18 protein-coding genes, 1 tRNA gene and 1 pseudogene are annotated in these 21429 nt (G+C 45.3%); 9 read left to right on the top strand and 11 right to left on the bottom strand.

Features of this window, described 5'->3' with window-relative positions; genetic code table 11:
* Nucleotides 1-250: 250 nt before the first annotated feature.
* The 5 genes from QUB70_RS08760 to QUB70_RS08740 form a co-directional block, all read right to left on the bottom strand.
* Nucleotides 251-994, bottom strand: a complete 744-nt coding sequence (locus QUB70_RS08760) for a hypothetical protein (protein WP_332979679.1) — start codon at nucleotides 992-994, stop codon at nucleotides 251-253.
* A 479-nt stretch (nucleotides 995-1473) separates the two neighbouring features.
* Nucleotides 1474-1599, bottom strand: coding sequence for a hypothetical protein (locus QUB70_RS08755; protein ID WP_332979677.1), 126 nt, complete (start codon nucleotides 1597-1599; stop codon nucleotides 1474-1476).
* Nucleotides 1587-1982 carry an SH3 domain-containing protein gene (locus QUB70_RS08750; RefSeq protein ID WP_332979675.1) on the bottom strand — a complete coding sequence of 132 codons (396 nt, stop codon included), beginning with the start codon at nucleotides 1980-1982 and terminating at the stop codon, nucleotides 1587-1589. The genes QUB70_RS08755 and QUB70_RS08750 overlap by 13 nt, the downstream gene beginning before the upstream one ends.
* A gap of 81 nt (nucleotides 1983-2063) precedes the next feature.
* On the bottom strand, nucleotides 2064-3857 hold the full coding sequence (locus QUB70_RS08745) for an N-acetylmuramoyl-L-alanine amidase (protein ID WP_332979674.1): 1794 nt from the start codon (nucleotides 3855-3857) through the stop codon (nucleotides 2064-2066).
* A gap of 192 nt (nucleotides 3858-4049) precedes the next feature.
* The gene (locus tag QUB70_RS08740; protein ID WP_332979673.1) at nucleotides 4050-5735 is read right to left on the bottom strand and encodes a potassium channel family protein; all 1686 of its coding nucleotides are present in this window, start codon (nucleotides 5733-5735) and stop codon (nucleotides 4050-4052) included.
* 281 nt (nucleotides 5736-6016) lie between these two features.
* Here QUB70_RS08740 and QUB70_RS08735 point away from each other — a divergent pair, with 281 nt between their 5' ends.
* Nucleotides 6017-6931, top strand: a complete 915-nt coding sequence (locus QUB70_RS08735) for an FkbM family methyltransferase (RefSeq protein WP_332979671.1) — start codon at nucleotides 6017-6019, stop codon at nucleotides 6929-6931.
* 65 nt (nucleotides 6932-6996) lie between these two features.
* On the opposite strand, the gene QUB70_RS08730 is transcribed toward QUB70_RS08735, so the two are convergent.
* A complete protein-coding gene (locus tag QUB70_RS08730; RefSeq protein WP_332979669.1) occupies nucleotides 6997-7245 on the bottom strand; it encodes a cobaltochelatase subunit CobN in 249 nt (82 codons plus the stop codon).
* Nucleotides 7221-7767, bottom strand: a pseudogene (locus QUB70_RS08725) (DUF3479 domain-containing protein); the annotation flags it as partial. The gene QUB70_RS08730 and the pseudogene QUB70_RS08725, both read right to left, overlap by 25 nt.
* Nucleotides 7768-7988: 221 nt before the next feature.
* On the opposite strand from QUB70_RS08725, the gene cobJ reads away from it, so the two are divergent.
* The 4 genes from cobJ to QUB70_RS08705 all read left to right on the top strand — a co-directional run bounded on the left by cobJ (nucleotide 7989) and on the right by QUB70_RS08705 (nucleotide 12658).
* Nucleotides 7989-9785, top strand: a complete 1797-nt coding sequence (gene cobJ / locus QUB70_RS08720; RefSeq protein WP_332979667.1) for a precorrin-3B C(17)-methyltransferase — start codon at nucleotides 7989-7991, stop codon at nucleotides 9783-9785.
* Nucleotides 9786-10205: 420 nt separating this feature from the next.
* Nucleotides 10206-10412: a hypothetical protein gene (locus QUB70_RS08715; protein WP_332979666.1), complete on the top strand. Its 207-nt coding sequence runs from the start codon at nucleotides 10206-10208 to the stop codon at nucleotides 10410-10412.
* Between the two features lie 212 nt (nucleotides 10413-10624).
* On the top strand, nucleotides 10625-11410 hold the full coding sequence (locus QUB70_RS08710) for a hypothetical protein (protein WP_332979665.1): 786 nt from the start codon (nucleotides 10625-10627) through the stop codon (nucleotides 11408-11410).
* A 462-nt stretch (nucleotides 11411-11872) separates the two neighbouring features.
* Nucleotides 11873-12658 carry a hypothetical protein gene (locus QUB70_RS08705; RefSeq protein WP_332979664.1) on the top strand — a complete coding sequence of 262 codons (786 nt, stop codon included), beginning with the start codon at nucleotides 11873-11875 and terminating at the stop codon, nucleotides 12656-12658.
* Between the two features lie 385 nt (nucleotides 12659-13043).
* Here QUB70_RS08705 and QUB70_RS08700 read toward each other — a convergent pair whose 3' ends face one another.
* Both QUB70_RS08700 and QUB70_RS08695 read right to left on the bottom strand, forming a co-directional pair.
* Entirely contained in the window at nucleotides 13044-13805 is a 762-nt protein-coding gene (locus tag QUB70_RS08700) for a nucleotidyltransferase domain-containing protein (protein ID WP_332979663.1), read from the bottom strand.
* A gap of 118 nt (nucleotides 13806-13923) precedes the next feature.
* Nucleotides 13924-14865, bottom strand: coding sequence for a nucleotidyltransferase domain-containing protein (locus QUB70_RS08695; protein ID WP_332979661.1), 942 nt, complete (start codon nucleotides 14863-14865; stop codon nucleotides 13924-13926).
* Between the two features lie 237 nt (nucleotides 14866-15102).
* Between QUB70_RS08695 and QUB70_RS08690 the strand changes: the two genes are divergently transcribed.
* The 4 genes from QUB70_RS08690 to QUB70_RS08675 are packed head-to-tail and all read left to right on the top strand — an operon-like array spanning nucleotide 15103 to nucleotide 20840.
* A complete protein-coding gene (locus QUB70_RS08690; RefSeq protein ID WP_332979659.1) occupies nucleotides 15103-16560 on the top strand; it encodes a class I SAM-dependent DNA methyltransferase in 1458 nt (485 codons plus the stop codon).
* Nucleotides 16557-18131, top strand: a complete 1575-nt coding sequence (locus tag QUB70_RS08685; RefSeq protein ID WP_332979658.1) for a restriction endonuclease subunit S — start codon at nucleotides 16557-16559, stop codon at nucleotides 18129-18131. Before QUB70_RS08690 ends, QUB70_RS08685 begins: the two co-directional genes overlap by 4 nt.
* Nucleotides 18128-19756 carry a restriction system-associated AAA family ATPase gene (locus QUB70_RS08680; protein ID WP_332979656.1) on the top strand — a complete coding sequence of 543 codons (1629 nt, stop codon included), beginning with the start codon at nucleotides 18128-18130 and terminating at the stop codon, nucleotides 19754-19756. The genes QUB70_RS08685 and QUB70_RS08680 overlap by 4 nt, the downstream gene beginning before the upstream one ends.
* A 1-nt stretch (nucleotide 19757) precedes the next feature.
* On the top strand, nucleotides 19758-20840 hold the full coding sequence (locus tag QUB70_RS08675) for a hypothetical protein (RefSeq protein WP_332979655.1): 1083 nt from the start codon (nucleotides 19758-19760) through the stop codon (nucleotides 20838-20840).
* A 124-nt stretch (nucleotides 20841-20964) separates the two neighbouring features.
* On the opposite strand, the gene QUB70_RS08670 is transcribed toward QUB70_RS08675, so the two are convergent.
* Nucleotides 20965-21036: transfer RNA gene (locus QUB70_RS08670), tRNA-Val, on the bottom strand.
* Between the two features lie 125 nt (nucleotides 21037-21161).
* Nucleotides 21162-21374 carry a DUF2839 domain-containing protein gene (locus QUB70_RS08665; protein WP_332979654.1) on the bottom strand — a complete coding sequence of 71 codons (213 nt, stop codon included), beginning with the start codon at nucleotides 21372-21374 and terminating at the stop codon, nucleotides 21162-21164.
* Nucleotides 21375-21429: the final 55 nt, after the last annotated feature.

The following is a 21429-nucleotide window of genomic DNA, read 5'->3' as shown; positions in this document are numbered from 1 at the left end:
GAGTTTTTGAGCAACAGCTTGCCTTATATTCAAAGGCAGCTACTTTTAGATGAGCTCATTTTTAGTCTAAACTACAGTAATATCGTGTTCGATGGAGTGACCGCGATTAAAAGGGCGGGTTTTTGAGATTGTCAATTATTGGCAGATATTTTTCGTAAACCCGCCCCTACCGTATTAGGGGTAATCAACCGGACATGATATAAGTCGGCAAGCTTGAGAAATCTGGTTTCTTGCGATCGGCTATTTTGTCTTATTTTTGCGAGTTCAGATAGTTGTTAATCGCTTTGGCAATTTTTTCTTGCTGGTAGATGTTCATAGTGTTAGGCAGCGATATGCGATATCCTCCACAAACTAACAGTCTGACTTCGTACCAAGTGTCATTTTGCCTATCTTTGGTTCGATCGACTTCCACGCCATAAATCTCGCACAAAGAGTATTCAATTACTTTACGTGCCAACAAACCCCGCTGTTTAACCGTCAAGGTGTTTAAATTTCCATCGAAGCTGTAGGTTTCATTATTTCTCAAGACGATCGCTGCCACTGCCGCGAGCAAAAATATGCCTCCTGTCCATCCCCACCAGCGATCTTCTTGACTTAAGCGCAGCAATCGATGTTTGGCATTTTTAACAAAAAAATTGATGTCCGAAGCAACAGCATCTTGGGTTCCCCAATTAGTGGAGTTAGCAGTGAAAGGAACATTGCCAACAGAAGTCAGAAGTACAACTCTGGTTTTATAGCCGGATCTTTGAACTTTAGCTCCCTGCAAAGAAGCAAGCTCAATTTTTTGAATTTTTGAACCCAGTAAATTCGATCGCACAATCTGACAATTTCCTTGTTTTGCCTGCAATCGCTGGCAGCTCAGGGTTGTTTTATGATAATCAAAAGTCAGCCAGAACAGTCCAAATGCCATTAATAAACAACTAGGGAGCCAAAAATCAAATATGCTTTGAGTCTGAATTATTAGTTCAGTTGCTGTTTGCTTGATTATTTTCATTTATCTCACCATTTGATTTCAAAAACGATGCTACAGATCGACTTCCCGATCCCGCTCCACCGAATTGTTAACTTATATATTATTTGAAGTCGTCCGCTGCCATGAATTTTTTTATTTTGCTAATAGATTAGCACTAAAATGTCTTGCCGGCAACAAATGTCCCGAATTTACTTGCAACTGCGTTTGAGATAGCTTTCCGTGATTTAAAGTAGATGAATTTTAAAAATATATTAATTATGTTATTGCGAGTGAAACGTTAGCTTTCGCGATCCGAAGGAAAGTAATCGCAAAGGTGATAACAGGTTTACATTCTGTTACATTGTAAAGTTTATTGGCGCCTAATTACACAACGTATTAAATTAGTCTTGCTGAAGGCTTTTATGGATCGATCGCGAATCCGAATGCCCGATCGCTCCGCGTTAGCGACGCAGGATCGTCACCGTCAGGGCGATCGCTAGAAAGCGATCGCTAATGATTTTTCACACTTTTTGATATCCAGTCCTGGACGCAACTGACACATGGCGATCGCTGCGATCGCCCTTACCCATCACCGTAACCCGTTCTATAGCGCCAGTTGCGCCCAGGACTGTATCTATTTCCGCCACCTGTCAAATTGGTCTTCGGAACAGCCATTAATAAATTGATTGTTCACCCAACCGTCCAGGATTGTCAAAGTTTCATTAGGAGGATTACCCGAAAATCTGGCCGCAATTTTCACCCAATTACCTTGTCTGCTGAGGGCCCTAACTCCGTCTCCTCTTTTGAGTTTAGCAACAACCGGGTACTTATTGCCGGGGCCTTTGCGAATATTAACAGCGCCACCTTCACCTGTAATAAACGAGCATTGAGTTTGCTTTTTTAAAGCTTCTGCTTTTGCGGGAGAAAGACTTTGCTGCTTGCCGAAAACAGGAAAACTGTAAAGTGAGAAGCTAAAAGTTGCAACGACTGCTGCAATAAAAAAGGCTTTTGATTGAGTAAAAAGTAGCATTATTTCATTTCCTTGGATTGTCAGAACTAAAGTCCTGACTATGATTTTTTGGATAAGGACTTTAATCCTTACTACTAATTGTTATTTGACAGAGGCAAACCATTCGGTAACGCCTTGGGCGATCGCCTCAGCTAATTTCTTTTGTTCTGTCGGATTCACAATCCATTCAAACTCTTCGGGATTGATCAGAAATCCCAATTCCATTAAAACAGATGGAGCCACGGCAGGACGAGTCATGGCTAAGTTGTTCCAGAATACACCATAGCTCGGACGGTTCAACTTGGCAACTAAATAATTGTGCAAAAAGATTGCCAAACTGTGCGCTTGCGGGTGAAACCAGAAAGCGCCGACGCCTTTAGTCTTAATGGCATCGCCGTTATCCGGCAAAGCATTGTAGTGAATTGAAATTGCGATCGCAGGTTCTTCTTTTTGAATCATTTCCACCCGTGGGGGCAAATCCAAATCGACATCTTCTACCCGCGTCATTAGCACATTCGCGCCCCGATTTACCAATTCTTCTCGCACCAATTTCGACACAGTTAAAGCTACTGTTTTTTCCCTAATTCCCACTGGACTCACAGCACCTCCATCCTCCGGCCCGCCGTGTCCCGGATCGATGAGAATCTTAATTCCCGATAAGGGTTTTGCTTGCGAAATCGGCATCATGCTTGTATTCGCCGGCTGGTGTTTTAAAGACAGCACTAAAGTTGTGCCGTCGTATCTCAATTTGTAGCCCCACTGTTGGGCAGATTTGAGATTAAAAGTGTATTGTACTTGCAGCGGCGAGATTTGTTGCCATTCCAAACGCGAAATTACCGGGTCATCAGAGACGCGAATAATGTCAGTTTGAGCGGTGGTATTGTACAGGGTTAAAGTGAAGGTGCGTTCTCCTTCTTGTACGGTGACTGGGACGGGTATTTCTAAGGGAAATAAGATTTCTGTCCAGCCGGAAACTTGACGCGAACTGGCGCTGCGAATAATCGATCGCGCAGGCACTGAATCCTTGACAATTCGCACTTCCGATGCTTTAATCCAAGCACCGTAATCGAGCCGAATCCATTCTCCCTCGCGCCCGATAACTGTTGCTCGCGTTCCCTTCGGCAGCGGTGTCATCCGAGAAAAATCTGTACTCGCCCCGGTTCTGGCTACACCCGGCTCTACTGTTACTTCTGCTATTTCTAACTCGGCAGGAGAAAGAATAGAAATTTTGCCAGTACCCTGCTGGCTGATAGTTCGATCGTTCATTGTGAGTTCAAATGCTGGCACGCCTAAATCAACTTTTTCTCCCTTAGATGAGAGGGAGTTTTCAGGGGTTTTAGCGCAGCCTTGATACTGTTCGCTGCCACCTTTTTTAATCGGGGAATTTTCACCTAACAATACAGATTTGTTGTCGGGTAGTTCGACTTGCGATCGCGCTTTTAACGGAATAGTAACGCCAGCCAATTTTACCGAAACTCGAGCATTCGCAGGCGCGATCGCCCCAAAGCAAATATATTCTCCCGGCAAACTCGCCACATCGACTTTCGGCGTCAGGGAATCTTTAGCAAAAGCCAATCCTACAGGGGCTTCCGGCTGATTCGACTCGCGCGTCACCTTAATTTTGACTTGCTGATTTTCGTAACGCAATGTAAAGAGATTTTCGCCGAGTTGCAGCGGAAAAGTCGGGGCGAAATGTCCGGCTGCGGTGCGCGAAATTTGGTTGCCATTTACCGATACTTGTCCCGGTGGGGGCGCTGTGCCGATTAAAAAGATGCGATCTGCTGTAGTTTGGTGATTGGCGGGAGGATAAGCGACGAACAAAGGTTGAGCGGCGACAGCTACAGAGGCGATCGCAATTATCATCCCAAACACAACTAATCCTAAAAATTTTCTCATTCTAAATCGCAACTAATTGACACTCTGTTGGTTATTTATACTAGAACTGGTGCTAAGAAACCCGGGAGAAATCCGGGAATAAACTGGGTTTCTGAGGATTAGCTGTAAGTCCTATTTACTATACTCGCCCCATTTTATCAGATTTGCAGTTGCAATTGAGCGATCGGCAACATAAATTATCGCCTAAAACCATTAAGTTTTAATTAATTCAGAGGTCGTTCTCCACAGTTGATCCAACCGATTCGCCGGCATCGTTAAATACAAAACATCCCCCGCACTCAGACAAAAATTCAGCAAATCCCAGCCGTGAATGGTTTGACACTTAGTTTCCACATAAAGAGGCACAAAATCAGCAGACTTAGCAGCATCTTGAATGCGGTGGCCGCAGAAAGGATGTTTTGGGGTAATCAATGTGGCCAAGCAAACCCACAGACTCTCGGCAGTCATCCCGTTGCCCAAAATTCGCCCTCCAATCGCCGCCGCTGCGAAAGCAGGAGCAGCTAATTCCGTCGGACTCAAGACTCCCTCAAACTCAAAAACTTGCTGAACCATCAGAGCAAAATGGGGGTCTTGATTGCGGACAATAACCGGCAGTTTGGGTGCCAATCCTTTAGCGCTCAAGGCAATTTCTACATTAGACATATCGCTGCTTGTTACTGCCAAAAGTGCTGCGGCTTGCTTAACGTTAGCCGCTTCCAGAGTGGCGGGCAAACTGGCACTTCCCTGAATTACCGGAATTTTCATTGAGCGAGCCGTGTTCAAAAAGCGGCAGTTCGGATCTTGCTCGATCGCTACAATATCGTAACCGTTAGTGTGCAGTTCTTTAGCAATTTGGATACCGATTCCTCCGAGTCCGCAAATAATGTAATGATTGCGCTGCGGAACTCGCGCCACATCCCAATATTCGGTAAAGCGAGTTCCCAATACATAATCGTTGAGCAGCGCGTAGCAGATGCCGATGATGCCGGCTCCAACTAACATCATGACAACTGTAAATAGTTTAATGCTTTCGGGAGCTTGTTCGGCAACTTTTTCATAGCCTCCGGCTCCGGTAATCATCCCTACTGAAAAATAGAGAGAATCGACAATTGAGATACCATCGTCAACACAAATATAGGTAGCAGTAGCAACGGCAATCATTGACAGCAGCGTCAGTATAACAATTACTGCTGCTTGGCTGTGCTGCTGAAATCGGCGCAGGCTAGTTAATGTTTTAAGGAGTTTTTGAATTAAAGTTTTTTGGGGGCTGCGGACAGTCGGCTGAGTGGCAACAATCAGCCGATCGCCCTGCTGGCATTGCCGATCGGCAAGCACCGCCGATACTAAATCTGTTTTGTTAGCAGCCGGCAGATAATAAATCAACATTCGCGATCTATCGTTCCACAAATCGCTGAGCTTTCGATCTTTCCAAGGATGATTTTCATCGATATATTCTTCGTGAATCGGCCAAGTGCGATCGTACAAACGCAACTGCCCGATCGCCCGACTTCCGAGAGCCGCAAAGGCAAAAACCGGAGCAGCCAATGCTGAAACGCTCATGGAGGCGTGATCGGGCAAAGTGTGGTCAATTCTGTCGCCCAAGCTAGTATTGAACAATCTGTTAATGATGCGAATCTGAGGATTGAGAATCCTCGCCTGCATCAGAATTGCCAAATTGACAGCATCGTCGTCTCCTGCAATTACTAAAGTGTGGGCTTTTTGAATGCCAGCCGCCAACAAAGTAGAAGCTGCTTGCAAATTGCCGACAACCACATCAGAAGTTTCGCCGCGAATGGGGCGATCGCTAATACCAACCGCAATAGCTCCTTGCTGTCTCAACAAACAAAAAATCTTGTGTCCCGTTTGACCCAACCCGCAAACAATGATTCGAGGTTTCATAAAAATTTATTTCCCAGCCGATTTCGGAGCTGTCCGCTGTAGTTTTACTTACCATTGTTGACTGCGACGGCTTTGCAGAATGTAGCTAAAAACACTATCTAGGACGCTTGTGCGGCCGCTGCCTCTAAGTTTTGAAACAGCGTACCCGTTTGAGGTATGATGTTGCTAACGGGGTGACAACCTCTAGAACCAGTTTTTTTAGACCAAAAAATAATTTACGGAACTGAATAAAATATAATTTAGTGATAAACTTGTAGATACTCAAAGGGACAAATATCAAGATGAAAGCCACTCAACTAATTTATATGATTTTGCCATACACGCGCCGCGAACTGCCGGGATGGGGAAAATTATTTGAGAAGTTAGGCGGGTATCAAAGTGAATTGTGGAAAAATGCCCCCACCCGTACTATACGCGGGAAGTTTCACCAATATTTGATGACCCTAGATATTTCCTGTTGGCACGAACGAATGACATATTTTCTAGGTCGCTATTACGAGTTAGACCTCCAACTATTCATGATCGAAGCCGTAAAACCGGGCGATAGTTTTATCGATATCGGAGCGAATTTAGGAATGCTTACCCTGATGGCCGCACGGTGTGTTACTCCGACAGGAACTGTACATTCATTTGAACCAAATCCTGTAGTTTTTAAGCGATTGCAGGCGGCTGTGACCAACAATGAATTGCACCAAGTTACGCTGCACAATTGCGGTCTTGCCGATAGACAAAGCGAAATGACACTAACTTTAGTTAATGAAGAGTTGGGCATGGGGACTTTTACAGAAGTTGCTCAAAAAGATAAGCCCCTAATTTCCAACCAGTATCAACTAACCGTGTATAGGGGAGATGAAATTTTACCTGAAGAATTACCAGGCATCACTTTTATCAAAATTGACGTGGAAGGGCTTGAGCCACTGGTAATTCGAGGGCTCGATCGCACAATTCAACGCCTGCATCCAGTAATCATGACAGAGGTAGTGCCACAACATCTAGAAAGGGGCGGTTCCAGCGTGCAAGAACTTTGCGAAATTATGCAAAGTTACGGCTATCAACCTTTTAATATATCTACCAAACGTTCAGGGTGGAGACATCACCTGCAATTAACTCATCCTACAGATAATAAGATGACAGAAAATGTGTTGTGGCTGCATCCAGAAAATAATCTTTCTTCGCGCCTTGAAAAGTATTTTTAAGGTTTTTGGAAGGGTGGAGTAACACGGTTTATCTAGCCCAATATATATATGTATGGCTCAAAAAACTACACTGTCACCCCTTCAATTTTCTCATCAGTCAACTCGTACAACTCGCGCAAATGCTGCAACTTATCCGCATCCGGCAGCCAAAAACCCCGCCCGTTAGCCTCCAACATTCGTCCCACAATATCGCGAAAAGCTTCAGGATTTGCCTCCCGCAACTTCCGCGCCATTTCCTCATCCAAAACATAAGTATCCGCCGCTTGTTCGTAAACCCAACAATCGGTAAAATCAGCCGTTCCGCAATAATCCAAAACACGGACACAACATTATCCGCACCGCCCGCATTCCAGTAACCGTAAATAATCAGCCAGTTGCGTAAATCTTGCACTTTTGCACCAGCACATACTTTAATAACTTCGGCCCAACCTTCAAAAAGCTGATGTAACCAGCCAGCTTATCTTCTTCTCGCCCATTGCTGAATTTATCCAGAATAAACTTAACAGGCTTCGGCATTCCCTTCGGCTTGTCGCCAATTTTAAAAGCGCCAATTTGAGCAAGACTCATCAATTCCAAAGCCGACTCAAAAACCAGGCGAATCGGGATATGTTGCACCCTTTCTCGCAGCCACATTACCGCATCGCAATCAAACAGCAAACTCCCGAAAAACACATCAGCATTCGAGAGGGCGGCTGCTACAGCATCGGGTTCATCTGCGAGCGATCGCTAAAAACCCGCATTTCCAATCCCTGACACCCAGAAACAGCTAACTGAGCCGCTTTCCGGTACAAATCGGCATTAAAAGATAAAAGATTCAAACCCTGCAATTCAAACAATCCATTTCACAGCCAAACCTCGAAATATTTGCTTCTTTTAATGATAAACTAATTGCCGAAAAGCACAGGCAAGATGCCTGTGCCACTAAGAAAACATAAAAACTACTTGCTTCACTTCTTTCTCTTACTTCGCGACGAAAGTGGTTCATCAAATATGTCTTATTAAAGTAAGAACCGATTAAAATAATCAAACCAATCCAAACAGAGCAATATTTACAACAGTGAATCGAATTCCTCCCGCCATAGTTATCTTAGGTCAAAACAGCCTGCCGATCGCCAAAAAAATCTCCGCACTATTTCCCGGTTCCCAGATTTACGGTTTAGCCGATCGCACTTCCAACACAGACATCAACTTTAGCAACTTCGGCGAAACATTGCGGGAATTGTTTGCAACAGAAACCCCAATCATCGCCATCTGTGCAGCCGGAATTATCATCCGCACCCTCGCCCCGCTGCTGTCAGACAAACGCGCCGAACCGCCAGTTTTAGCCGTCGCAGAAGACGGAAGCGCCGTAGTACCGCTGCTGGGCGGTTTGCACGGCGTTAATGATTTGGCCAGAGAGATTGCAGCAGCCCTCGGCGTACAACCTGCAATTACCACAACCGGAGATATCCGCTTTCGCACCGCGCTGCTGAGTCCTCCCCAAGGCTATTCTTTGGCGAATCCAGACGATGCCAAAACTTTTATTTCAAATTTGCTCGCCGGGGCAAAAGTACGCATAGAAGGGGCTGCAAGCTGGCTTTGGGAGAGCAATTTGCCGTTAGCGCAGCCCGCCCCTACGGGGGCTACGCCAACGGAGAGGATCGCCCCCGACGCTTCCTTGACTCTACTGGTAACAGAAAAAGCAATTATACCAACGCCAGATTGTTTAGTTTATCATCCGCAAATTGTGGCAGTTGCACTCACAAAGCTATCGCATATTCAGCCAGAAATAGCGGTGTCCTCCGTGCAGCAATTGTTGGAAAAAACAGGATTAGCGGCAGATTCAATTGCGGGAGTTTTTGCATTAAAAGATGACATGGGAAATCCGGCACTTGAGGCGGTTTCAGAATATTTTCACGTCCCCGTCCGTTTTTTCAATCTCTCCGAACTTGTCGAATTAGACTCAATTGAATTCATCGAAAATCAAGCAGCCCAAATTGCCCTGACAGCAGCCGGTGCAAACAGTCAATTAATCGGGTACGATCGCCCAAACTCCGTGAATTGCGCGATCGCCCTAGCCGCCGAACCCTTTGATGCTAGGGCGATCGGAATTAGCCGCGGCAAACTGGCGATCGTCGGTACCGGCCCCGGAGGCGCGCCCTGGATGTCCCCGGAAGTTAAGGAAATTCTGCGCGAAGCCACGGATTGGGTGGGTTACAAGTTCTATCTCGACTTAGCCGGAACCCTGCGGTTCGGACAAAAGCGGCACGATTCCGACAACCGCGAAGAGATCGATCGCGCCCGTTTTGCCCTAGATTTAGCAGCATCCGGCAAATCTGTCGCCGTCGTTTCGTCGGGAGATCCGGGTATTTTTGCGATGGCGGCGGCGGTGTTTGAGGCGATCGACTTTGATGCCAAACCCGAATGGCAAGGCATCGATATTCGGGTAGCACCGGGCATTTCAGCCATGCAGGCGGCCGCTGCTGCGATCGGAGCACCCCTCGGACACGATTTTTGCGCGATTTCGCTTTCGGATATTCTCAAGCCTTGGGAGGTCATAGAACAGCGGATTTCTGCGGCTGCGATCGCAGATTTCGCGATCGCATTTTACAATCCAGTATCCACACAGCGGAAGTGGCAATTGGGAAGGGCGATCGAGATTTTGTTGCAAAGTCGCGATGCTAAAACCCCTGTCATATTGGGGCGAAACCTCGGCCGGCCCGGTCAATCTGTGCGGGTTTGCACCCTCGGTGAATTCCAGCCGCAAGACGCCGACATGAGAACTTTAGCGATCGTCGGTTCGAGTCAAACTCGGATTATTCCCCGCAAATATGGTGATGTTTGGGTTTACACGCCGCGCAGGTATGAAAAATAAGTAAAGCAGCAAAAAACTTAGGAAATAAGCAATTGACTGACAGCTAATTGACTTAGACAAGGAGATATTTTGTTCTCTGATTCATTTACGCTGAACACATCTCAACACTGCTGAGCAATGATGAATGTGTAACGATAGCTTTGCCGCAAGCGGTAAAGGAGGAATCCCTCAAAGTTATAGGCAATAGCCTATAACGCTTTAAACACCTATTTTCACGTCTTGGTTTTGACGCTGGTTTGTCTTAATTGAGTGGTCGATATATCACCACTCAAACGAACCAGACACGGTGCAATACCGATCTCTTTGATTTTACCAAAACGTGATAACCAAGCGCGATTATTTCTATTGTGCGGATAATCACCGTAAAATTCAGCAAATCAATCGACAGGACTAAACTCTGGGGGGAGTCTAGGTTAACAAATGGCGGCAAATCACTCGATCGCGATCGATCTGTTATTTCATCTCATAGTTTTCACTCTCCATCGGCGATCGCCTTTCATTGCAGAAATCCTCGCTACTGAGGGATCTCGGCTTCCTGAAGCCGAGTTTTTCTTGCAGATATCGATCGAATTTAGAGATCGACTCAACCGTACTAAGGATTTCAGCTTCATTTTTGGAGATATCTAATTTACATCTCAGAAAACAAACTAATTTTATATAGCAAGAGTAAAGTCAAGGGCGATCGATGTCGGCTAAATTCCTTAATCTTTCAGTAATCCTACGGTTAAAAAAAGAGCGCCTTCACCAGGATGAGTCTTCTCTATCTATAGATATACCGAAAAAAGATTTTTTTTGATAGCATACCTTTAAATCAAGGTTAAGAGAAGGGTTAAGAGAAGATGAAATTCCAAATTCCTCTAACTCCAGGAGCTGTAACCCAGTTTCTGCTTCGAGTGGTGACCTGTCTAGCTGTACTCTCTTTTTTAAGTCAGATGAGTCTGTACTTCTTGCCGGAATACCCGTCTAGAGACTACTTTGTAAAGGCATTCAACGTTGATGCCGAGCGGAACATTCCAACCTTATACTCATTTTTGGCATTGCTGTTTAGTTCTCTCTTGCTCGGTGCGATCGCTTATGCGAAAAATTTGGATAGTTGTCGCTACAAGCAGCACTGGAAAATTTTATCATTCATATTTTTATATCTATCTATAGACGAAGCTGGTCAATTGCACGAAAAATTGATTGACCCGACGCGAAGCCTGCTAAATGCCACAGGATTTCTTTACTTTACTTGGATTGTGCCGTTCGGTTTTCTAGTAGCGATATTTCTATTATCCTACACTAAGTTTCTGTTGCACCTTCCTGTTTCTACAAGAAAATTGTTTGTTGCAGCAAGCGCTCTTTATATTGGAGGAGCAATCGGGATGGAAATTCCAGGGGGATACCTCGCTTCTACAACGGGGAAGGAGAGTGTACCCTACTTGATAGTAGCGACCATTGAAGAGTCATTAGAAATGCTGGGCATCGTTGTATTTATCCATGCCTTGATCTCATATATCAAGACATATTTAGGCGGGGTAAGTTTGAATATTTACATACCAGGAAAAAACACACAAGTTACCGACAGTCAAAATACCGACCTACCTGCCCTTAGCGAACCAGCCAACACAAATCTATTAAGGTAAATCAGTTAAAACCGGGTTTGATGGACGATAAAAATACTGCACTTAGGTCTTTAATCGCAATAAACAACCCGGTTTAAGCTGTCCATTTAAATTGTATATTCAGGGCGGGCGGGACGCCCAACCCCTACTCCCCACAAGAGTTTGAGGGATCTCGGCTTCCTGAAGCCGAGTTTTTCTTGCAGATATCGATCGAATTTAGAGATCGATTCAACCGTACTAAGGGTTTCAGCTTCATTTTTGGAGATATCTAATTTACATCTCAGAAAACAAACTAATTTTATATAGCCAGAGTAAAATTAAGGCGATCGATGTCGGCTAAATTCCTTAATCTTTCAGTAATCCTACGGTTAAAAAAAGAGCGCCTTCACCAGGATGAGTCTTCTCTATCTGTAGATATACCGATAAAAGATTTTTTTTGATAACATACCTTTAAATCAAGGTTAAGAGAAGGGTCAAGAAAACATGAAATTCCAAATTCCTCTAACTCCAGGATCTGTAACCCAGTTGCTGCTGCGAGTAGTGGCCTGTCTGGTTGTACTATCTTTCTTAAGTCAGATGACTATGTACTTCTTGCCGGATTACCCGTCTAGAGACTACTTAGCAAAGGCATTCAACATTGATTACGAGCGGAACATTCCAACCTTCTACTCATTTTTGGCATTGCTGTTTAGTTCTCTCTTGCTCGGTGTCATCGCCTATGCGAAAAATTTGGATAGCGGTCGCTACAAACATCGCTGGAAAATTTTATCATTCATTTTTTTATATCTATCTTTAGACGAAATTGGTCAATTGCACGAAAAATTGATTGACCCGATGCGAAACCTGCTAAATGCCACAGGATTTCTTTACTTCACTTGGATTGTGCCGATGGGTTTTCTAGTAGCGATATTTCTTGTGTCCTACAGTAAGTTTCTGTTGCACCTTCCTGTTTCAACGAGAAACTTGTTTGTTGCAGCCACCGCTCTTTATATTGGAGGAGCAATCGGACTGGAAATGCTAGGGGGATACATAGTTTATACAATAGGCCCGGGGAATCTATCCTACGTGATAATAACGACGATTGAAGAGTCATTAGAAATGCTGGGCATCGTTGTATTTATCCATGCCTTGATCTCATATATCAAGACATATTTAGGCGGGGTAAGTTGGAATATTTACATACCAGGAAAAAACACACAAGTTACCGAGCATCAAAATACCGGCCTACCTGCCCTTAGCGAACCAGCCAACACAAATCTATTAAGGTAAATCAGTTAAAACCGGGTTTGATGGACGAAAATACTGCATTCGGGCTTTTGATTGCGATAAAAAACCCGGTTTATTTGGTTCTGCGCTCTTCGGCGCACCAAATAACTAATAGACCTCTTGCAAAAATAATTAGGACGGGCAAGATGCCCATCCCACAAGAGTTATTTTTTCTTGTGGGATGGGCATCTTGCCCGTCCCATCAATTGATGAAAAGGATTTTTGCAAGAGGTCTAATATAGCAATCCTCGCATCATTTGTGAATTTCTTACTCCCTCCCCGCGGCTTCGGGGAGGGTTGGGGTGGGGTAAAAAATTTACGACTCCTGCAAGGATTGCTATATGTAGGCTGCTTGCTGCACCAAACGACTAATTAGGCGTGGAACAGCTTAGTTCACAGATGACATTCTCACCTTTACCAGAAAATCGCTAAGAGTAACCTTTGCATTAGGATTTGACGGCAAATGACTTGTAAAACTTGCATCTTCTAATATATTAATTAGCCGATCGCGCTCTTGCTGATAAAATTCAATATCTGTATCTTCCAGCACAGATTTTTCCTCCCCGCCCAGCTTGCGATCTATCAAATCAGGAATATACGCCAACTGGAACTTCTCGTTAAGTTTGACCAAATTCGCCTCGACTTCCCCCGTTTGCATCAAGTGAATTCCAGCCAGCAACACCCGGTAAACATACAGCAGCGGTTTAACGCGACGCGGGCGTTCTTTCTCAAACAATTTCCATTGAGTTTGAGCAAAACCGAGATAGTGGTGGCTGTGGTGCTTGGTGATGCAGTTCGAGGCGATCGCCTTTAATTCCTCATGTTCCTTTGTAGTGTAAACTATGAGCGGCGAATACAGTTGTTCTAGCACGTAGCCGTTGCGCTTCAACAGCAACTCCAGAAACTTTTTAATATCGTGAGTGACTAAATCCAGTTCCAATTCCTCCCGAACTTCCGAAACTTCGATTGTTTCGTCTCCCGAAATCAGTCCAATTACTTTCGGTAGCGGTAAGATATGTACTCCCCGCAAGTCAAAGTCAGAATTTGCGGAAGGAAACCCGTATAAGTGCGAACCGCTGACAGTCGCAAACAGCAGCGGATAAGGTTGAACGGAGATAATTTGGGCGAGATTGGAGATGTATTCTGTCATTTTTTCAACATTTTATCAATGCTAATTTCAATTCCGGTTAAACAATCGCAAATACCTGTAGGGGCGGGTTTTACCAACCATATATGTCACAAATTAACAATCTCGTAAACCCGCCCTTTTAGCCGATCGCACCTCTACGCGCTTCAATCAAAAACAGGTTCGCTTTCTCGTAATTAGGACGTTCGGGTAAGGAAGTTGCAGCAAAAGCGCGATCGAACTCACCGTGCAAGCTCAACCGCCAGCGATTCACCTCATCCCAGGATATTTCTTGGTTGCGGATAGATAAAAGTTGCGATCGATAATCCTGCACCCGAACCGGCACAAACCCCTCCTTGAGGACAGTAATTCCTGACAGCAGCAAGCGAATTAAGTGCATCGCGTGCTTCCAACGAATTTCCCCGGTATTGCGGAGGTCTTGCTCCATCTTTTTAAATTGAGACAAAACGTAGCTATTGTAAGTTTGATAAACCAATTGAGAAAGAAAGATTTCCCGAATTTCGAGCAATTCTTGTGCTACAGGAGAAAGTGTTTCTACTAAAGGCGTGTACAAACATTCTAGCACATTTGGATTAGCTTTTAGTGCCAAAACTAAAAACTTTTGCAGTTCCCAATAGCATTCCTGATTTTCCTTGTTTTCCAATTGTTCTGGAATGCCGTAAAGCGACCAATGAAGTATTGCCGGCGGCTGGTAAATCCCGCGTCTGTCTGTATCAGATTGCTCGTTATCGAGACCGTAAGCTCTCGAACCAACAATGCAGCGGTAAATTACAGAATCATAGAGGTTGTATTCTGCCAGAAAATCTCCTCCTGACTGCAATCCTTCGCTCTGAAACTGCTTGCGGATGCTGAGTTCGTGCCGCCGCAGACTAACTTCTGTTGCGTCTGGGAGTTTGACTAAATATGCGTGGGAATTGTCCGTAGGCGATTGAATGATGACGCCTACTAATCCCGGTTTCCAAGATTGGTCGCAGGCGGGGTTTTTGACCTCGATTTTGGTGACAATTTGGGTTCCTGCGGGGATGATTAAGTTGAAATTTTGGGAAATATTGGCATTTGCCATGAGGGAACCTCCTGCGGGGGCACACGCTACGATGTTATTGTAGCATATGTGTAGTATAAAGTGGACTAAGTAACTAAAATTGAGAAGCACCAGAGTTTTCGCGCCTTTGCTTTTGTAAGTAATGGGGATATGACGTTATTTCTGGGATGTCGGAAACGAATGGACGAGTTTTAATTTCCCTAAACTGGGGCAAAAACCTGTTGCCTGAGCAGAGCAAGAGGTACAATAACTTTGCTTATGAATAACATCACCCACGACATCGTTGCCAAACTCTGGAATCTCTGTAACGTCCTCAAGGACGACGGAGTGACCTATCACCAGTACGTAATCGAACTCACGTACCTGCTGTTCCTCAAGATGGCCAAGGAGACCAGCACGGAGAACCAACTTCCAGATGGTTATCGCTGGGATGACCTAGAAGGTAAAGCCGCTCTTGAGCGCCTGGAGTTCTACAAGCTGCTGTTGATCCACCTTGGTAGTCGCGGTTCTACACTCGTTAAAGAAATTTTTGCTAATGCTACTTCCTCCATCAAAAAGCCCACCACATTTTCTACGCTGGTCACTGAGATCAATAAGCTTGACTGGTACAGCGCGAAGCAGGAAGGTCTGGGCGATGTGTATGAAGGGCTGCTAGAGAAGAATGCTAATGAAAAAAAGTCCGGTGCTGGTCAATACTTCACACCCCGTCCGCTGATCGACAGCATTGTCCATATCATGCGCCCTACGCTAGAAGACATTATTCAAGACCCGGCAGCAGGTACGGGTGGCTTTTTGATCGCGGCTAATCGCTACATACATGAAAACAGCGACCCAGATAGCTGGACAGAAAAACAGCAACGCAAATACCGCCGCAATACTTTCTACGGCATGGAACACGTACAAGACACGCACCATTTAGCGTTAATGAACTTGATGTTGCATGGAATTGAATTTGACCCACAAGGGGCTGGTATCCACTATGGCGATACGCTCTCGTTCGAGGGAGAAGCCTTGCCAAAAGCAACGCTAATTCTCTCGAATCCACCCTTTGGTTCCAAGAAAGGGGGTGGCTTACCTACTCGCAAGGATTTTACTTTTCCTACCAGCAATAAACAGTTCTGCTTCCTGCAACACATATACCAAGGTCTCAAGCCGGGTGGTCGCGCTGCGGTGGTGTTGCCTGATAATGTACTGTTTGAGGGCAACATAGGCAAACAGATTCGATCGGACCTGATGGACAAGTGCAACCTACATACTATTCTGCGTCTACCGACTGGAATATTTTACGCACAGGGAGTTAAGACTAACATCTTGTTTTTTACTCGTGGCAAGAAGGCAAAAGGTAACACCCAAGAAGTCTGGGTATACGACCTGCGTACCAATATGTCGCAGTTTGGTAAGCGCACCCAACTCACGCGCCAGCATTTTGCCGAGTTTGAAGTTGCCTTTGGCGATGACCCTCTCGGCAGCCCTGTGAGTCTTGCCAAGCGTGTAGATACTGGTGAGCAAGGGCGTTTCAGAAAATTTACCCGCGACTCGATAGCAGAACTTGGTGACAGTCTGGACATTTCTTGGCTCAATGATGAAAGCGAAGGCGGAACTGATGAACTGCCTGAACCAGCAGCACTCGCACAAGAAGCGATGGGTGAACTGGAAGCGGTGATGGAACAACTGCGCGGAATTCTGGAGGAGTTGGGTGAGGAGGTAGAAGTGTGAGCAAACAACCTCCAGGATGGGTAACAGCAACGCTCGCCGATGTCACCGAATACATATCTCGTGGCAAGTCGCCGAAATATACCCATCACAGCATTCTTCCGGTGGTAAATCAAAGAGCGATCCGATGGTTCGGTATTCAACAGGAACATCTTAAATACGTTGATCCCGCTCAGTTCGATCTTTGGACACCGGAGCGGTTCATCCGCATTGGGGATGTACTTTGGAACAGCACGGGTACAGGAACAATTGGACGAGCATGTTTAGTCACGCAACACGACGTAGAACCACCAAAGGTCGTAGACAGCCACGTTACTATTGTCAGACCCAACCAGGCAGTAATAGAGCCTCGTTTCTTGTTTTCCTGGATTCAAAGCCCTGAAATCCAAGAAAACATTTCGAGTCTTGCTACTGGTACAACGAATCAAATAGAACTTAGTCGGCTAGCCATCGCTTCTATACAGATTCCGATCGCTCCCCTAAACGAACAAAAACGCATTGCTGATAAGCTCAATGCTCTGCTTGCGCGGGTAGATGCTTGTCGAGAGAGGCTCGATCGCATTCCCAGCATCCTCAAACGCTTCCGCCAAGCCGTACTTGCAGCAGCAACATCAGGACAACTCACCGAGGATTGGCGGGACATACACAGCACTAACAAGATGGCACGTTGGGTTTCTCTTGAAGATGTTGCATCAGAATTTAGCTATGGATCGTCCGCTAAGTCATCACCATCAGGTTCTGTTCCCGTATTGCGTATGGGAAACCTTCAAGAGGGCAAGCTAGATTGGCAGGATCTGGTCTTCACGTCTGATACAAAGGAAATTGAGAAATATCGATTACTTACTGGAGACGTACTATTTAATCGAACCAATAGTCCTGAATTAGTGGGCAAGACAGCAGTCTATAAAGGCGAACGACCCGCTATCTATGCAGGCTACCTTATTCGCGTTCGCTGTCGTGCCGATCTACTTTCTGACTATCTTAACTACTGCCTCAACAGTCCAGCAGGGCGTGATTACTGCTGGCGCGTTAAATCTGATGCCATCAGTCAGTCAAATATAAATGCGAGGAAGCTGGCAGCATTTGAGTTTGAACTGCCACCTGTAGAAGAACAAGCAGAGATTGTTCGTCGCTGCGAAGCCTTATTTGCTTTTGCTGATCGCCTAGAAGCCCGCTACAAAAAGGCTCGTGCTCAAGTCGAGCGTCTGACACCCGTGCTCTTGGCTAAAGCCTTTCGTGGCGAATTGGTACCCCAAGACCCCAACGATGAACCAGCATCAGTGCTGTTGGATCGGATTCGCGCTGAACGAGCAGCACAACCCCCCAAACCGAAGAGACCCCAGGCTTCGAGAAAACAAACAATGACCAAGATGACCGAAGAATCTGTTAAGGAAGCAATTCGCCAATTACCCAAGGACGAGTTTTCATTTGATGAACTACGTGACAACCTCCCTGGTGATTACGACTCACTGAAGGACATTCTGTTTGCACTCCTCAGTGAAGCCGAGCCGAGTCTTACGCAAGTCTTCGATCGAGAGGAGCGAGCGATTTGTTTCGTTCGGGCAGGCAAATGAAACTTTTAAGAGTTCACATCATTGCAGCTAAAACCTGCGGCGGACTACTTGATGGGCTTGACTTACCGTTACGAAGTCCATTAAGTGACTATTTCGCCTTCGATCCTCTATGTCTAATTGGGCCGAATGGTGCAGGTAAATCTCAGTTTTTGCAGGTACTAGCAGAGATTTTTCAGTCTATATTCCACAGGTGCATTGGCGAGGAGGAACGTGTTGAAGGAAATCCTGACCTACAATTCGAGATTGAGTACCTCATTCGCCCAGAGAATCACGAGTTACCTGTCCGCGTCCGCATTTCACGGCGGCAAACCAGTGGTAAAAATCGTCCGACTCTGATCGTTGAGCAGAGAGATGAAGAGGAATACGAATGGATAAACTGCGATCTGAAGGCTCCTGAGACTCGTGCATTATTGCCTCAAAAAGTTGTTGGCTATACGTCAGGCGACAACGAAACGTTCAGCCTACCATTCTTAATCAGTCGCAGCGGTTATGCGAAGGATGTCAGAGAAAGTGCATTAAACGAGTCAAAACTCGTTCCAGATACTCGGCTGATGCTGATTGACTATGGAACGAATCTTGAGGTTCTTGTCGCTAATCTCCTATTGGGTAATGATTCTCAGTGGAAGTTCTTGCTAGAGGATGCAAAATTAGAAAACTTGCATTCATTTCGTTGCATAGTCCAACTTGCACACAGAACTTCCAAGGCTCCAAGCAGAAGCAGCTCACAAAGCACACGCAAAGGGATACAACTAACCGATGAGCTGGAAACTTATCTCAAGCAGCTCAAACGCTGCGCTACCTGCTACACCTATGACGAAAAAACAGAAACATACATCTTTGACTATTGGATCAATGATGAGACGAAAACCGCCTTTCAATCCTTTTGGAACAACACGCTCGATCTGTACTCGTCATTCCACAAGCTTGCAATGTTAAACGATTTGGTGCTTCCGAAGAAGACGCGGGATAGATTTCAGAAAGATACTAAATCGAGAAGGTTTGCTTCACGTCTACCAGAGCCTCAAGATGAGGATAAGGTTTTCCGATTTGAACGGGTTATGTTTACTGCACAAAGAACTGGCAAAGAGGTGGACTACGTATCACTCTCAGATGGCGAGCATCAGCTTGGGCAGATTCTTGGGATGTTTTGTATGTTGTCATCTCCTAATGTGCTGTTCCTGCTTGATGAGCCTGAGTCGCATTTCAATCCGCTATGGCGGGTGAAATTCATTTCCCGAATACTCGATCTGCCTACGCAAGATGGCGATCGCAGAGAATCTGCCAAAGCTACTGAACAAGAGTGTTTGCTGACAACACACTCGCCCTTCGTTCCGTCGGATATGCACAGAGAGAAAGTTTTTATTTTCAGCAAAGATGAAGAAGAAAAGATTCAAGTCGAAAATCCCAATATTGAAACATTTGGCACTACATTCGATACGATAATTGAGGAGTGCTTTAACGTCCGTCCGCCTATGTCACAAGTTCCTCTCGACGAGATCAAAGAGCTGATGCAGAGTGACAATCCCGAAGATATCAGGGAAGGGATGCAGGGTCTAGGTGATTCTGTCGAGAAAGCATTTCTTGCCGATCGATTGTGGCAACTAACAAATAGGGATGGGGTGTAGGATGCTTTTTGGATATCCCATTAAAGCAACAGCAGAAAATTGGCTCCACGAATGCTTGTGCGAGATTCTGCATTCAATCCATGCCAGTCTAAATCCAGCAACAACGCTGCCAGACTGGCCTGAAATTATTCCAGAACTTTACCGCAAAAGACTGCACAGGCGTACAGGACTGAAAGACAGATTAAATACCTACCGGACGGCTCTAGAAAACCTTACCCTTGGACAACAGGAACAAATCCTTCAAGCGCTTCATGACCAAAATGAGATCGCTCTCCTCTTGTCTTGCCAGCATAACTGTGAGGCTATCACTGACCTGCCACAAACTATTCGTGAGCCAGTGAAAGAACTTTTTAAATTTGCGTTTGAACTTCTCACCGATCTGGACATTCGCGATCCGCATTACAAAGTGATTTATGATGCAGTTCCCTCTCACACATGTCCTTTCTGCGGATGTGAGAACTTTGATGCACCCAGAATACCTCGTGAGGCATTGGATCATTACTTGGCAGAAAGTAAATACCCATTCGCAGCTTCAAATTTGCGTAACCTTGTTCCAATGGGAAATAAATGCAATTCTCGCTACAAACTCGCTAAGGACATTCTTATTAGGGATGACGGTACTCGTCGCAAGTCGTTTGATCCATATAACTCTACAGGAACCAAACTTTCTCTCGAAAACAGTCAGCCTTTTGCTGGCACACTTACAACAATTGGTCAAGCACCAAGATGGCAAATAGAATTTGAATCGAACACTGAAGAGGTACTTACTTGGGATGAGGTGTTCCACATCCGAGAACGATATGAAAAAGACGTGCTAGATCCCAAATTCAAGAGCTGGCTCGATGATTTTAAGCATTGGTGTAAATCTGCAAACATTGTGCCTAATTCTGACCAAGAATTGGTGGATGGGATCGATCGTTATGCAACTTTATATGAGGAAATGGGAATTAGCGATCGAGCGTTCTTAAAAGCGGCTGTATTCCGAATGTTGCACACACATTGCCAGAAGGGCGATCGAAGACTCATCTCCTTTATGAGGACTGTGCTGATACCGCCAACTAAGAAATCATTGCCTCTTTCATAACTTTAGGCAACGCCCAATAGGATACAGAAAAACTTCAACCTCTTGTCATAACGACATCTAATTTGTCTTGACGACATCCATGTATCAACAAGGAAATTTAATTTGTCAGTATACAAAAAAAGTATGGGCAATACAGGATTTGAACCTGTGACCCCTTCCGTGTGAAGGAAGTGCGCTACCACTGTGCTAATTGCCCGCAGATAATTAAGATACCATACTAACTCCAACTTTGCAACTAAAATTTTCCTAAAAATTCAGCCACTTGTTTCCGAGTTAAACTCGACACAATGCCAAGAATACAGGCATTTGTCGAGTCTGCCATCAATCAACCACCCACCAACCAGCCGCTGGGCCGACAAACCGCACTACAATCCACCAAGCCACCAACAGGCTAATCCCAATCCAGCTTCCGCGACTTGTCCACTTCACAAAATCTTCGCTTTGGGTTTTCGTGATTGGCAGCCAGGGAAGGATGCGTTCTTCTTTACCGTATTCGTCGCCGATCGACTCTTTGCGACGCTTAGCTTCACCCATAATCTTTGTCTGCTAAATTAGATTTCAACTCAATACCTAACCAAATTATACGCCA

It is taken from the genome of Microcoleus sp. A003_D6, from assembly GCF_036702825.1.
Classification (GTDB): Bacteria; Cyanobacteriota; Cyanobacteriia; order Cyanobacteriales; family Microcoleaceae; genus Microcoleus.
Note: the sequence above shows the minus strand (reverse complement) of the source record. Positions and strands in the feature narration are given on the sequence as shown.

Excerpts from the sequence above, each read along its gene's own strand:
- QUB70_RS08680 (WP_332979656.1), top strand. The coding sequence starts at position 18,128 with ATGAAACTTTTAAGAGTTCACATCATTGCAGCTAAAACCTGCGGCGGA.
- QUB70_RS08750 (WP_332979675.1), bottom strand. The coding sequence starts at position 1,982 with ATGCTACTTTTTACTCAATCAAAAGCCTTTTTTATTGCAGCAGTCGTT.
- QUB70_RS08760 (WP_332979679.1), bottom strand. The coding sequence starts at position 994 with ATGAAAATAATCAAGCAAACAGCAACTGAACTAATAATTCAGACTCAA.
- QUB70_RS08695 (WP_332979661.1), bottom strand. The coding sequence starts at position 14,865 with ATGGCAAATGCCAATATTTCCCAAAATTTCAACTTAATCATCCCCGCA.
- QUB70_RS08745 (WP_332979674.1), bottom strand. The coding sequence starts at position 3,857 with ATGAGAAAATTTTTAGGATTAGTTGTGTTTGGGATGATAATTGCGATC.
- QUB70_RS08735 (WP_332979671.1), top strand. The coding sequence starts at position 6,017 with ATGAAAGCCACTCAACTAATTTATATGATTTTGCCATACACGCGCCGC.
- QUB70_RS08705 (WP_332979664.1), top strand. The coding sequence starts at position 11,873 with ATGAAATTCCAAATTCCTCTAACTCCAGGATCTGTAACCCAGTTGCTG.
- QUB70_RS08690 (WP_332979659.1), top strand. The coding sequence starts at position 15,103 with ATGAATAACATCACCCACGACATCGTTGCCAAACTCTGGAATCTCTGT.
- QUB70_RS08700 (WP_332979663.1), bottom strand. The coding sequence starts at position 13,805 with ATGACAGAATACATCTCCAATCTCGCCCAAATTATCTCCGTTCAACCT.
- QUB70_RS08740 (WP_332979673.1), bottom strand. The coding sequence starts at position 5,735 with ATGAAACCTCGAATCATTGTTTGCGGGTTGGGTCAAACGGGACACAAG.
- QUB70_RS08710 (WP_332979665.1), top strand. The coding sequence starts at position 10,625 with ATGAAATTCCAAATTCCTCTAACTCCAGGAGCTGTAACCCAGTTTCTG.
- QUB70_RS08675 (WP_332979655.1), top strand. The coding sequence starts at position 19,758 with ATGCTTTTTGGATATCCCATTAAAGCAACAGCAGAAAATTGGCTCCAC.
- QUB70_RS08715 (WP_332979666.1), top strand. The coding sequence starts at position 10,206 with ATGGCGGCAAATCACTCGATCGCGATCGATCTGTTATTTCATCTCATA.
- QUB70_RS08665 (WP_332979654.1), bottom strand. The coding sequence starts at position 21,374 with ATGGGTGAAGCTAAGCGTCGCAAAGAGTCGATCGGCGACGAATACGGT.